The 12,978-nt window shown below is 70.7% G+C and carries 11 protein-coding genes and 1 pseudogene; all 12 read left to right on the top strand.

What is annotated here, in order from left to right; all coding sequences use genetic code 11:
* Positions 1-180: 180 nt before the first annotated feature.
* The 12 genes and pseudogenes from ACEXOX_RS10915 to ACEXOX_RS10860 all read left to right on the top strand — a co-directional run bounded on the left by ACEXOX_RS10915 (position 181) and on the right by ACEXOX_RS10860 (position 12,942).
* A complete protein-coding gene (locus ACEXOX_RS10915; protein ID WP_406520195.1) occupies positions 181-726 on the top strand; it encodes a hypothetical protein in 546 nt (181 codons plus the stop codon).
* Positions 727-810: 84 nt separating this feature from the next.
* The gene (gene pdxS / locus ACEXOX_RS10910; RefSeq protein ID WP_372498467.1) at positions 811-1,752 is read left to right on the top strand and encodes a pyridoxal 5'-phosphate synthase lyase subunit PdxS; all 942 of its coding nucleotides are present in this window, start codon (positions 811-813) and stop codon (positions 1,750-1,752) included.
* Between the two features lie 55 nt (positions 1,753-1,807).
* Positions 1,808-2,395 carry a pyridoxal 5'-phosphate synthase glutaminase subunit PdxT gene (gene pdxT / locus ACEXOX_RS10905; protein WP_406520194.1) on the top strand — a complete coding sequence of 196 codons (588 nt, stop codon included), beginning with the start codon at positions 1,808-1,810 and terminating at the stop codon, positions 2,393-2,395.
* A gap of 102 nt (positions 2,396-2,497) precedes the next feature.
* Entirely contained in the window at positions 2,498-3,250 is a 753-nt protein-coding gene (locus ACEXOX_RS10900; RefSeq protein ID WP_030023505.1) for a YebC/PmpR family DNA-binding transcriptional regulator, read from the top strand.
* Between the two features lie 147 nt (positions 3,251-3,397).
* Entirely contained in the window at positions 3,398-4,021 is a 624-nt protein-coding gene (gene ruvC, locus ACEXOX_RS10895; RefSeq protein WP_406520191.1) for a crossover junction endodeoxyribonuclease RuvC, read from the top strand.
* Positions 4,018-4,638 carry a Holliday junction branch migration protein RuvA gene (gene ruvA / locus ACEXOX_RS10890; RefSeq protein WP_406520190.1) on the top strand — a complete coding sequence of 207 codons (621 nt, stop codon included), beginning with the start codon at positions 4,018-4,020 and terminating at the stop codon, positions 4,636-4,638. The genes ruvC and ruvA overlap by 4 nt, the downstream gene beginning before the upstream one ends.
* Positions 4,639-4,762: 124 nt before the next feature.
* Positions 4,763-5,862 (top strand): annotated as a pseudogene (gene ruvB / locus ACEXOX_RS10885) (Holliday junction branch migration DNA helicase RuvB).
* A gap of 162 nt (positions 5,863-6,024) precedes the next feature.
* Positions 6,025-6,597, top strand: a complete 573-nt coding sequence (gene yajC / locus ACEXOX_RS10880) for a preprotein translocase subunit YajC (RefSeq protein WP_406520188.1) — start codon at positions 6,025-6,027, stop codon at positions 6,595-6,597.
* Positions 6,598-6,746: 149 nt separating this feature from the next.
* Positions 6,747-8,519 (top strand): protein translocase subunit SecD, encoded by a 1,773-nt coding sequence (secD, locus tag ACEXOX_RS10875; RefSeq protein WP_406520186.1) that lies wholly within the window; start codon positions 6,747-6,749, stop codon positions 8,517-8,519.
* 1 nt (position 8,520) lies between these two features.
* Positions 8,521-9,663, top strand: a complete 1,143-nt coding sequence (gene secF / locus ACEXOX_RS10870) for a protein translocase subunit SecF (RefSeq protein ID WP_406520185.1) — start codon at positions 8,521-8,523, stop codon at positions 9,661-9,663.
* Complete coding sequence (locus ACEXOX_RS10865) at positions 9,660-10,208, top strand: adenine phosphoribosyltransferase (protein ID WP_406520183.1); 549 nt, start codon at positions 9,660-9,662, stop codon at positions 10,206-10,208. Before secF ends, ACEXOX_RS10865 begins: the two co-directional genes overlap by 4 nt.
* A gap of 217 nt (positions 10,209-10,425) precedes the next feature.
* Positions 10,426-12,942 (top strand): RelA/SpoT family protein, encoded by a 2,517-nt coding sequence (locus ACEXOX_RS10860; RefSeq protein ID WP_406520181.1) that lies wholly within the window; start codon positions 10,426-10,428, stop codon positions 12,940-12,942.
* Positions 12,943-12,978: the final 36 nt, after the last annotated feature.

Here is a 12,978-nt window from a genome sequence, read left to right as displayed (position 1 = left end):
GTATCTGCGTTCCCTTATGTTTCTGACTTGGTCGTGCACGGTGCCGAGGAGTGACCACTGCGGGGCCCCGAGCCCCCCACCACCGGACCCAACGCGTAAACGCGCACCCACACCAGGCGCACGAACGCCCGGCGGAGCCATCGGTGTAGGGATTGGCGGTGGCCGGTACTGTGACCCGGCGTGACCACTTTGATCTGGATCGCGGCCGTGCTCGTCGTCATCGGCGTCTACCTGAGCTGGACCGCGGGGCGGCTGGACCGTTTGCACGCCCGTATCGATGCCGCCCGCGCGGCGCTGGACGCGCAGTTGCTGCGGCGGGCTTCGGTGGCTCAGGAGCTGGGGACGTCCGGGATTCTCGATCCGGCCGCGTCGATCGTGCTCTACGAGGTGGCGCACGAGGCGCGGCAGGCGGCCGAGGAGCAGCGGGAGGTTGCCGAGAGCGGGCTGAGCCAGGCGTTGCGTGCGGTCTTCGACGGCGAGGGGCAGCTCGACGCCGTGCGGGAGGCGCCCGGTGGTGAGCAGACGGTCACCGAGCTGACGGCGGCGGTGCGCCGGGTGCCGATGGCGCGGCGGTTCCACAACGACGCCGTGCGCGCGGCCCGTGCCGTGCGCCGGCACCGGGTGGTGCGCTGGTTCCGGCTGGCGGGGCATGCTCCGTTTCCGATGGCCTTCGAGATGGACGACGAGCCTCCGGTGGTGCTCGGCGACCGTGCGGTCGGCCGCTGACGAGCCACTGCCTTCCGATTGGCCCTTTTCAGTGGCGCGGGGCAAACGGTTGTGTGAGCGGCGGAGTCCATCCGCCCGCACTTAGTGAGGTCTACCGTGTCCAGCACGCCGAACGCCACGTCTGCCACCGCTCCCGCCGGGAACCCCGAGACGGGTACCGCCCGCGTCAAGCGCGGCATGGCCGAGCAGCTCAAGGGCGGTGTGATCATGGATGTCGTCACGCCGGAGGAAGCGAAGATCGCCGAGGACGCCGGTGCCGTCGCGGTGATGGCCCTGGAGCGGGTGCCCGCGGACATCCGCAAGGACGGCGGGGTGGCCCGGATGTCCGACCCGGACATGATCGACGGGATCATCGAGGCGGTTTCCATCCCGGTCATGGCCAAGTCGCGGATCGGTCACTTCGTCGAGGCGCAGGTGCTGCAGTCCCTCGGCGTCGACTACATCGACGAGTCCGAGGTGCTGACCCCGGCCGACGAGGTCAACCACTCCGACAAGTGGGCGTTCACCACGCCGTTCGTGTGCGGTGCCACCAACCTGGGCGAGGCTCTGCGCCGTATCGCCGAGGGCGCGGCCATGATCCGCTCGAAGGGCGAGGCCGGCACCGGCAACGTCGTCGAGGCGGTGCGTCACCTGCGGCAGATCAAGGGCGAGATCGCCAAGCTGCGCGGCTGTGACAACAACGAGCTGTTCGCCGCCGCGAAGGAGCTGCGCGCGCCTTACGAGCTGGTCAAGGAGGTCGCCGAGCTGGGCAAGCTGCCGGTCGTGCTGTTCTCCGCCGGTGGTGTGGCGACCCCGGCCGACGCCGCGCTGATGCGCCAGCTCGGTGCCGAGGGTGTCTTCGTGGGGTCCGGCATCTTCAAGTCCGGCGACCCGGCCAAGCGCGCCGCCGCCATCGTCAAGGCCACCACCTTCTACGACGACCCGAAGGTCGTCGCGGACGTCTCGCGCAACCTGGGCGAGGCCATGGTCGGCATCAACTGCGACACCCTGCCCGAGGCGGAGCGCTACGCCAACCGCGGCTGGTGAGCGGGCGGACGGGCGCCGAGGGCGCGAAGACGGCGAGCGGGAGAACGACGGACGGATGAGTACCCCCACCATCGGCGTGCTGGCCCTCCAGGGCGACGTGCGCGAGCATCTGACGGCGCTGGCGACGGCGAACGCCCTGGCCAGGCCGGTGCGCCGGCCCGAAGAGCTGGATGATCTGGACGGTCTGGTCATACCGGGCGGCGAGTCCACGACCATGTCGAAGCTGGCGGTGGTCTTCGGGATGCTGGAGCCGCTGAGGGAGTTCGTCGGGTCGGGCAAGCCGGTCTACGGGACCTGCGCGGGCATGATCATGCTGGCCGACAAGTTGCTGGACGGCCGCGCCGACCAGGAGACGCTGGGCGGCATCGACATGATCGTGCGCCGTAACGCCTTCGGGCGGCAGAACGAGTCGTTCGAGGCGGCGGTCGAGATGGCCGGGATCGGGGGCGGCGCGGTGCAGGGCGTCTTCATCCGGGCGCCCTGGGTGGAGTCGACGGGTGCCGCCGTCGAGGTGCTGGCGTCGTACGGCGGGCACACGGTGGCGGTCCGGCAGGGTAACGTCCTTGCCACGTCCTTCCATCCGGAGCTCACCGGCGATCATCGGGTGCACGCGTACTTCGTCGACATGGTGCGCGGCGCGTAGTGGTGCCGGGGGCCGGCCGCCGTGTGTGCGGCGGCCCGGCCCCGTCCCGGTAGGATCTGGGGCGTTCGTTTCTCAACCTGGTTACGCGAAGGAGACAGGCGGATGTCCGGCCACTCTAAATGGGCTACGACGAAGCACAAGAAGGCCGTGATCGACGCCAAGCGCGGCAAGCTCTTCGCGAAGCTGATCAAGAACATCGAGGTCGCGGCGCGCACCGGCGGCGCCGACGTCGAGGGCAACCCGACCCTCTTCGACGCCATCCAGAAGGCGAAGAAGAGCTCGGTGCCGAACAAGAACATCGACTCCGCGGTCAAGCGCGGGGCCGGCCTTGAGGCGGGCGGCGCCGACTACGAGACGATCATGTACGAGGGTTACGGCCCCAACGGTGTCGCGGTGCTCATCGAGTGCCTCACCGACAACCGCAACCGCGCCGCCTCGGACGTGCGGGTCGCCATGACCCGCAACGGCGGCTCGATGGCCGACCCCGGCTCGGTCTCGTACCTGTTCCACCGCAAGGGCGTGGTGATCGTCCCCAAGGGCGAGCTGTCCGAGGACGACGTGCTCGGCGCGGTCCTGGACGCGGGTGCCGAGGAGGTCAACGACCTCGGTGAGTCCTTCGAGGTGCTCAGCGAGGCCACCGACCTGGTCGCGGTCCGCACCGCTCTCCAGAAGGAGGGCATCGACTACGACTCGGCCGACACCAACTTCGTGCCGACCATGCAGGTCGAGCTGGACGAAGAGGGCGCCCGCAAGATCTTCAAGCTGGTCGACGCGCTGGAGGACAGCGACGACGTGCAGAACGTCTTCGCCAACTTCGACGTGTCCGACGAGGTCATGGCGAAGGTCGACGCCTGACCGGCGGTCAGCTGCGGCGGTGACGGGCCGGCGGGGACACACCCCGCCGGCCCGTCCTGCGTTGTCAGTGGCAGCGGATACTGTGCTGATCAGCGGGTCGAGGCCCGTGGAGACGGTTGGACCAAGGGGAGAAGTGGGGGAGCGGCGATGAAGGTGCTGGGTGTGGACCCGGGGCTGACACGCTGCGGTGTCGGTGTGGTCGACGGCGTCGCGGGCCGCCCGCTGACGATGGCCGGCGTCGGCGTCGTACGGACGCCCGCCGACGCGGACATCGCGCACCGCCTGGTGCTCATCGAGCGCGGTATCGAGGAGTGGCTCGACGAGCAGCGGCCCGACTGCGTCGCCGTCGAGCGCGTCTTCAGCCAGCACAACGTCCGTACGGTCATGGGAACCGCCCAGGCCAGCGCGGTCGCCATGCTGTGCGCCGCGCGCCGCGGACTGCCCGTCGCGCTGCACACCCCCAGCGAGGTCAAGGCCGCCGTGACCGGGTCGGGCCGTGCCGACAAGGCACAGGTCGGCGCGATGGTCACCCGGCTGCTGCGGCTGGACGCCCCGCCCAAGCCGGCGGACGCGGCCGACGCGCTGGCGCTGGCCATCTGTCACATATGGCGCGCGCCCGCCGTCAACCGCCTCCAGCAGGCACACGTCGCCAACCGGCTCCAGCAGGCGCAGGCGGCCGCCCGTGCCCGCCCGGCGCCCGCCGCCACCCGACGCACTCCCGTACGCGCTCTCGGACCGCGCTCCGAGGCACCCCAGAAGGGCACCCGATGATCGCCTTCGTCTCCGGCCCGGTCGCGGCCCTGGCCCCGGACACCGCCGTCGTGGAGGTGGGCGGCATCGGCATGGCCGTGCAGTGCACGCCGGGCACCCTGTCCGGGCTGCGCATCGGCCAGCAGGCCAAACTGGCCACCTCCCTCGTCGTACGGGAGGACTCGCTCACCCTGTACGGCTTCGCCGACGACGACGAGCGGCAGACGTTCGAGCTGCTGCAGACCGCCAGCGGGGTGGGACCGCGGCTGGCGCAGGCCATGCTCGCGGTGCACTCCCCGGACACGCTGCGGCTCGCCGTCGCCAACGGTGACGAGAAGACGCTCACGGCCGTGCCCGGCATCGGCAAGAAGGGCGCCCAGAAGCTTTTGCTGGAGCTGAAGGACCGGCTCGGGGCACCCGTCGGCACGGGCGGCGCGGGCGTCGGCAGTGCCGTGACGGCCGGGTGGGGCGACCAGCTGCACGCCGCGCTGATCGGCCTCGGGTACGCGACCCGGGAGGCCGACGAGGCGGTGTCCGCGGTCGCGCCGCAGGCCGAGGCGGCGGTCGCCGAGGGCGGCACACCGCAGGTGTCGCAGCTGCTCAGGGCCGCCCTCCAGACGCTGAACCGGACACGGTGAGCCCGGTGCGGCGGGAAGCGGCCCCCGGCCGCCCGGCCCGGGCCCGTACGGCAGGCCACCCCCGTAAGAAGCGCGACGCGAAGCCGGCCGACCTGGCCGGTACGACCACGTGAGGCAGGACGCAGTGAACTGGGACGAGCCCACCGAGACCGCGGCCGGACCGCCCCCGGGCGGCACGGCCGAGTGGCCCGACCGGCTGGTGGGGTCCGACGCGGACGGCGAGGACACCGCGGTCGAGGCCGCGCTGCGCCCCAAGGACCTTGAGGAGTTCGTCGGCCAGGAGCGGGTGCGCGAGCAGCTCGACCTGGTCCTGCGCGCGGCCCGCGCCCGGGGCGCCACCGCCGACCACGTCCTGCTCTCCGGCGCCCCCGGCCTCGGCAAGACCACCCTCTCCATGATCATCGCCGCCGAGATGGGCGCCCCGATCCGCATCACCTCGGGCCCCGCCATCCAGCACGCCGGCGATCTGGCCGCGATCCTGTCCTCCCTCCAGGAGGGCGAGGTGCTCTTCCTCGACGAGATCCACCGGATGTCCCGGCCCGCCGAGGAGATGCTCTACATGGCCATGGAGGACTTCCGCGTCGACGTCATCGTCGGCAAGGGCCCCGGCGCCACCGCCATCCCCCTGGAGCTGCCGCCCTTCACCCTGGTCGGCGCCACCACCCGGGCCGGCCTGCTGCCCCCGCCGCTGCGCGACCGCTTCGGCTTCACCGGTCACATGGAGTTCTACGCCCCCGGCGAACTGGAGCGCGTCATCCACCGCTCCGCCGGGCTGCTCGACGTGCACATAGAGACCGAGGGCGCCGCGGAGATCGCCGGGCGCTCCCGCGGCACCCCGCGCATCGCCAACCGCCTGCTGCGCCGCGTCCGCGACTACGCGCAGGTCAAGGCGGACGGTGTGATCACCAGGGAGATCGCGGCGCAGGCCCTGGACGTCTACGAGGTCGACGCCCGCGGCCTCGACCGCCTGGACCGCGCGGTCCTCACCGCGCTGCTCAAGCTGTTCGGCGGCGGGCCGGTGGGCCTGTCCACCCTGGCGGTCGCCGTGGGGGAGGAGCGTGAGACCGTCGAGGAGGTCGCCGAGCCGTTCCTCGTACGCGAGGGCCTGCTCGCCCGTACGCCCCGCGGCCGGATCGCCACCCCCGCCGCATGGACCCACATGGGCTTGACACCGCCTCAGCAGCGGGCGGGGGAGCCGGACAGCAGGGGCTCTTCGGGACGTGACGGCGCGGGGACTCGCCGGGTCAGGAACTGCGGTGCCATGCTGGGCGTTGTTCCACCGGTGCGGACTCGCTTAGACTCCGCCGATGCCGACCGTATGGTCCGGCATTCCCACCCCCGTATATCAGACCGCGGACTTGCGGTCGTGCGAAGGATTTCCGTCCCGTGAGTATCGTGACTCTCCTCCCCTTCATCGTCCTCATCGGGGCCATGTTCCTGATGACCCGGTCCGCCAAGAAGAAGCAGCAGGCGGCCGCGCGGATGCGCGACGATATGCAGCCCGGCACCGGCGTCCGGACGATTGGGGGCATGTATGCCACCGTCAAGGAGATCCACGACGACACCGTCCTCCTGGAGGTGGCCCCCGGCGTGCACGCCCTCTACGCCAAGAACGCGGTCGGCGCGGTCCTCCCGGACGAGGAGTACAACCGCATCCTCGACGGCGCCGAGGCGGGCAAGGACGGCGCGGTCGTGCCGGACGACGCCTCCTCGCTGACCGAGGGCACCCCGGCCGTGGCCGCCGCGGACGAGCAGGCCGACGCCGCCGGCAAGCCCGCGAACCTGGACAAGTCGCCGAAGGCCGACCTCGCCAAGAGCGAGCCCGCCGCCGGCACGAAGGACGCCGGGAAGGCCGAGGACGCGGCCGGTGCCGAGGCCGCCGAGGGCGCCAAGAGCGGTGCGCAGGCCGACCAGGCCGACCAGGCCGAGAAGAAGGACGGCGGCGCCGACGCGAAGTAGCCCCGCCCCGACGGAACCGCGGAGCACCCTTCGAGCGGTGCACCGCGGTTCCGGGACGGTTTAGGCTCCGGCGGGGGCACGTCCCCACTACACTTCGTGGCCGCTCGGCAGGCACCGAGCCGGGCGGTTGGACAGGGAGATACGAGAAGGTGGCAGCACCGAAAAAGGGCCGCAGGTCTCCTGGGGGCCAGGGAAGGCCGGGGCGCACCCTGGTCCTGATCTTGATCGCCATGGTGGCGCTGGTCGGCGGGATGTTCCTCTCCGGCACCTCGACGCCCCGGCTGGGCATCGACCTCGCCGGCGGTACGAGCTTCACGCTGGAAGCCCGTAACCAGCCCGGCAAGCCCAACGCGATCAACGAGACCAACATGAACACCGCCGCGGGCATCATGGAGCGGCGTGTCAACGGGCTCGGTGTGTCCGAGGCCGAGGTCCAGACCCAGGGCACCAACCACATCGTCGTCAACATCCCCAAGGGGACGGACGCGAAACAGGCCCGCCAGCAGGTCGGTACCACCGCTCAGCTCGGCTTCCGGCCGGTGCTGACCACCACCGCCGGTACGAAGACACCGTCGACCAGCCCGAGCCCCACCCCCTCCGCGAGCGGCAAGGGTGACGACGGCAAGAAGGACGGGAAGGACGACGGCAAGGAGGGCGACAAGCCCTCCACGAAGCCGACGCCCACCTCCACGGCCCAGGGCCGCGCCGTCACCAGCGCGCTGAAGAAGGGTCCGTCCGACCCGCCGAAGGCGTCCGGCAGCAGCACGCCCGCGCCGAACGACACCCCGCAGCCGTCCACCGGCGCCGACGAGATCCCGGCCGCGCTGCAGAAGCAGCTCGCCGACCTGGACTGCTCCACCGACAAGCTGCGTGCGCAGGCCGGTGAGAAGGCGGCCGGCATCAAGCCGACCGACCCGGTCGTGGCCTGCAAGGACGACGGCTCGCAGAAGTACGTGCTGGGCCCGGTCGCGGTCGAGGGCACGGACGTCAAGGACGCCTCCGCGGTCTTCGACAGCCAGCAGGGCCAGGGCTGGATCGTCCAGATGGACTTCACCGGCACCGGCGGCAAGAAGTTCGCCGACATCACCGGCAAGCTGGCCGCCAAGACCCAGCCGCAGAACCAGTTCGCCATCGTGCTGGACGGCGCGGTCGTCTCCGACCCGCGGGTCAGCCAGCAGCTCAACGGCGGCAGCGCCACCATCTCCGGCGGCTTCACCCAGCAGACCGCCGAGGACCTGGCGAACATGCTGTCCTACGGCGCCCTGCCGCTCTCCTTCAAGATCGCCGACGAGACCACGGTCACCGCGGCGCTCGGCGGCGAGCAGCTCCAGGCCGGCCTGATCGCGGGCGCCATCGGCCTCGCGCTGGTCATCGTCTACCTGGTCGCCTACTACCGCGGTCTGGCGCTGGTCGCGCTGGCGAGCCTCGCGGTCTCCGCGATCCTCACGTACGCGATCATGACGTTGCTGGGCCCGGCCATCGGCTTCGCGCTGAACCTGCCCGCCGTCTGCGGCGCCATCGTCGCCATCGGCATCACGGCCGACTCCTTCATCGTCTACTTCGAACGCATCCGGGACGAGATCCGCGAGGGCCGCACGCTGCGCCCGGCCGTCGAGCGCGGCTGGCCGCGCGCCCGGCGCACGATCCTGGTCTCCGACTTCGTGTCGTTCCTGGCCGCGTTCGTGCTGTTCATCGTCACCGTCGGCAAGGTGAAGGGTTTCGCGTTCACGCTGGGCCTGACCACCCTCCTCGACGTCGTGGTGGTCTTCTTCTTCACCAAGCCGCTGATGACGCTGCTGGCCAGGCGCAAGTTCTTCGCCAACGGCCACCCGTGGTCCGGTCTGGACCCCAAGCGCCTGGGTGCCAAGCCGCCGCTGCGCCGCCGTCGTACCACCGCCCCCATCGAGACGAAGGAGGCGTGAGATGTCGAAGCTCGGAAACATCGGCGCCCGGCTCTACCGCGGCGAGGTCGGTTACGACTTCATCGGCAAGCGGAAGATCTGGTACGGCATCTCGATCCTGATCACCATCACGGCCATCGTCGGCCTGGCGGTGCGCGGCCTGAACATGGGCATCGAGTTCTCCGGCGGCGCGGTCTTCACCACCCCGAAGACGTCCGTCTCCGCGACGGAGGCGGAGCACAGGGCCGAGGCCGCGGCGGAGGGCCACCAGGCCACCGTCCAGAAGCTCGGCAACGGCGGTCTGCGCATCCAGATCAGCGAGCTGGACACCCAGCAGTCGGTGCCGGTGCAGGAGGCCCTGGCCAAGGACCTGGACGTCCCGGTCAAGGACATCAACACCCAGCTCGTCGGCCCCAGCTGGGGTGAGGAGATCGCCAACAAGGCCTGGCTCGGCCTGGGGATCTTCATGATCCTGGTGGTGATCTACCTCGCCATCGCCTTCGAGTGGAGAATGGCGCTGGCGGCCCTGATCGCGCTGATCCACGACCTCACGATCACGGTCGGCGTGTACGCGCTGGTCGGCTTCGAGGTCACCCCGGGCACCGTCATCGGTCTGCTGACGATCCTCGGTTACTCCCTCTACGACACCGTCGTGGTCTTCGACAGCCTCAAGGAAGCGTCGAAGGACATCGGGAAGCAGACCCGCTTCACCTACGGCGAGCTGGCCAACCGCAGCATCAACTCAACCCTGGTGCGCTCCATCAACACCACGGTCGTGGCGCTGCTGCCGGTCGCCGGACTGCTCTTCGTCGGTGGCGGTGTGCTCGGCGCCGGGATGCTCAACGACATCTCGCTCGCCCTGTTCGTCGGCCTCGCGGCCGGTGCGTACTCCTCGATCTTCATCGCGACCCCGCTGGTCGCCGACTTCAAGGAGCGCGACCCGGCGATGAAGGCGCTGGCCAAGCGGGTGCACGCGAAGCGCGCCGCGGCCGCCGCCAAGGCCGACGCGCCCGAGCAGCAGGAGACCGCGCGGGACGCCGGGGACGACGACCTGCCGCAGGACGCGGAGACCGACGAGGACGCGGCCGGCAGCATGGTCGGCCAGCGCAACCAGCCCGCGTCCCGCAACCGCGGCCGCGGCCGTCCGTCGGGCAAGCGCCGATGAGCGCCCCCGACGGCCTGCGGGAGCTGCTGCTCAGCCGGATCGCGGACGTGCCGGACTACCCGAAGCCGGGCGTGGTGTTCAAGGACATCACGCCGCTGCTGGCGGACCCGGCCGCGTTCGGCGCGCTGACCGACGCGTTCGTGGCGCTGTGCGAGCGGTACGGGGCCGACAAGGTCGTGGGCCTGGAGGCGCGCGGGTTCATCCTGGCCGCTCCGGTGGCCGTACGGGCCGGCATCGGCTTCGTGCCCGTACGCAAGGCGGGCAAGCTGCCCGGGGCGACACTCCGCCAGGCGTACGACCTGGAGTACGGCGCGGCCGAGATCGAGATACACGCGGACGCCGTCGCGCCCGGCGACCGGGTGCTGGTGATCGACGACGTGCTGGCCACCGGTGGTACCGCCGAGGCGTCGCTCCAGCTCATCCGCCGCGCCGGGGCCGAGGTCGCGGGCGTCGCGGTGCTGATGGAGCTGGGCTTCCTGGCCGGGCGGCAGCGGCTGGAGCCGGGGCTGAAGGGCGCTCCGCTGGAGTCGCTGATCACGGTCTGACGGGCCTGCGGAACGGCTGGACGGGGGTGGCCGTGCCACCCCCGTACGCACGGAATTCCGCAAAAATCGAGCAAAAGGGCATCCGGAACAAACCCGGATGCCCTTTGCTGTCATGTACGGACCCGGCGGCCGCGGAAGAGCCGGAGCGCCGAGGTCGATACCATGGCAGCCCGACCCGTTCGTGGTCTTGTGGTCCGTACCCCCTTGAGGAGTGCTCTTGCCAGACGAGGCCCAGCCGCTTTCTCCCGGACTCCGCCCGGGGGCGTCGCAGTCCGCCCATCCGGACCAGCCCGGCCCCGCGGACGCGGCCGCCTCGGGTGAGCGGAACTCGGGTGGGCAGAAGAACAGCGAGGGCTCCGGCGTGCCCAGGTCGCAGCCGCCCGCCGTCCGGCCCGCCGCGTCCCCCGTACCGGCCGCCAAGCCCACGCCGCCCGTCTACACCGGCCGTACCGGCTCCTCCAACCGGGTACGGGCCCGCCTGGCGCGCCTGGGCGTGCAGCGGCAGAGCCCGTACAACCCGGTCCTCGAACCGCTGCTGCGGATCGTGCGCAGCAACGACCCGAAGATCGAGACCGCCACCCTGCGGCAGGTGGAACACGCCTACCAGGTCGCCGAGCGCTGGCACCGCGGCCAGAAGCGCAAGAGCGGCGACCCGTACATCACCCACCCCCTCGCGGTGACCACGATCCTCGCCGAGCTGGGCATGGACCCGGCCACCCTGATGGCGGGCCTGCTGCACGACACCGTCGAGGACACCGAGTACGGCCTGGACACCCTGCGCCGCGACTTCGGCGACCAGGTCGCGCTGCTCGTCGACGGCGTCACCAAGCTGGACAAGGTCAAGTTCGGCGAGGCCGCGCAGGCCGAGACCGTGCGCAAGATGGTCGTGGCGATGGCCAAGGACCCGCGCGTCCTGGTCATCAAGCTCGCCGACCGCCTGCACAACATGCGCACCATGCGCTACCTCAAGCGCGAGAAGCAGGAGAAGAAGGCCCGCGAGACGCTGGAGATCTACGCTCCGCTGGCGCACCGCCTGGGCATGAACACCATCAAGTGGGAGCTGGAGGACCTCGCCTTCGCGATCCTCTACCCCAAGATGTACGACGAGATCGTGCGGCTCGTCGCCGAGCGCGCACCCAAGCGCGACGAGTACCTGGCCATAGTGACCGACGAGGTCCAGGCCGACCTGCGCGCGGCACGCATCAAGGCCACCGTCACCGGGCGGCCCAAGCACTACTACAGCGTCTACCAGAAGATGATCGTGCGAGGCCGCGACTTCGCCGAGATCTACGACCTGGTGGGCATCCGCGTCCTCGTCGACACCGTCCGCGACTGCTACGCGGCGCTCGGCACCGTCCACGCCCGGTGGAACCCGGTCCCGGGGCGGTTCAAGGACTACATCGCGATGCCCAAGTTCAACATGTACCAGTCGCTGCACACGACCGTGATCGGTCCCAGCGGCAAGCCCGTCGAGCTCCAGATCCGTACGTTCGACATGCACCGGCGCGCGGAGTACGGCATCGCCGCGCACTGGAAGTACAAGCAGGAGGCCGTCGCCGGGGCGTCCAAGGTGCGCACCGACGTGCCGAAGAACAAGGACGATGCCGTCAACGACATGGCGTGGCTGCGCCAGTTGCTGGACTGGCAGAAGGAGACCGAGGACCCGGGCGAGTTCCTGGAGTCGCTGCGCTTCGACCTCTCCCGCAACGAGGTCTTCGTCTTCACGCCCAAGGGTGACGTCATAGCGCTGCCCGCCGGCGCCACTCCCGTGGACTTCGCCTACGCGGTGCACACCGAGGTCGGCCACCGGACCATAGGCGCCCGCGTCAACGGACGGCTCGTCCCGCTCGAATCGACCCTCGACAACGGCGACCTCGTGGAGGTCTTCACCTCCAAGGCGCCCGGCGCCGGACCCTCCCGGGACTGGCTCGGCTTCGTGAAGTCGCCGCGCGCCCGCAACAAGATCCGCGCCTGGTTCTCCAAGGAACGCCGCGACGAGGCCATCGAGCAGGGCAAGGACGCCATCGCCCGCGCGATGCGCAAGCAGAACCTGCCGATCCAGCGCATCCTCACCGGCGACTCGCTGGTCACCCTCGCCCACGAGATGCGCTACCCGGACATCTCGTCCCTGTACGCCGCCATCGGCGAGGGCCACGTCACGGCGCAGAGCGTCGTGCAGAAGCTGGTCCAGGCGCTCGGCGGGCAGGACGAGGCGACCGAGGACATCGCCGAGTCCACGCCGATCCGGCCGCGCTCCAAGCGGCGCTCCAGCGCCGACCCGGGCGTGGTGGTCAAGGGCGTCGACGACGTGTGGGTCAAACTGGCCCGCTGCTGTACGCCGGTGCCGGGCGACCCGATCATCGGCTTCGTCACCCGCGGCAACGGCGTCTCGGTGCACCGCGCCGACTGCGTCAACGTCGACTCGCTGTCCAAGCAGCCGGAGCGCATCCTGGACGTCGAGTGGGCACCCACCCAGTCCTCGGTCTTCCTGGTCGCCATCCAGGTCGAGGCGCTGGACCGGTCCCGGCTGCTGTCGGACGTCACCCGCATCCTGTCCGACCAGCACGTCAACATCCTGTCCGCGGCCGTCCAGACGTCCCGCGACCGGGTGGCGACCTCCCGCTTCACCTTCGAGATGGGCGACCCGAAGCATCTTGGGCACGTCCTGAAGGCCGTACGGAGCGTGGAGGGCGTGTACGACGTGTACCGGGTGACGTCGGCGAGGCGCCCATAAGGACCATGCGCGAGGGCCCCGGTACGGGATTCCGTA

The sequence above is a fragment of the Streptomyces sp. Ac-502 genome, from assembly GCF_045222935.1.
GTDB classification, from domain to species: domain Bacteria; phylum Actinomycetota; class Actinomycetes; order Streptomycetales; family Streptomycetaceae; genus Streptomyces; species Streptomyces monomycini.
The sequence above is the reverse complement of the archived record's forward strand: the minus strand, read 5'-3'. Positions and strand labels throughout refer to the sequence as shown.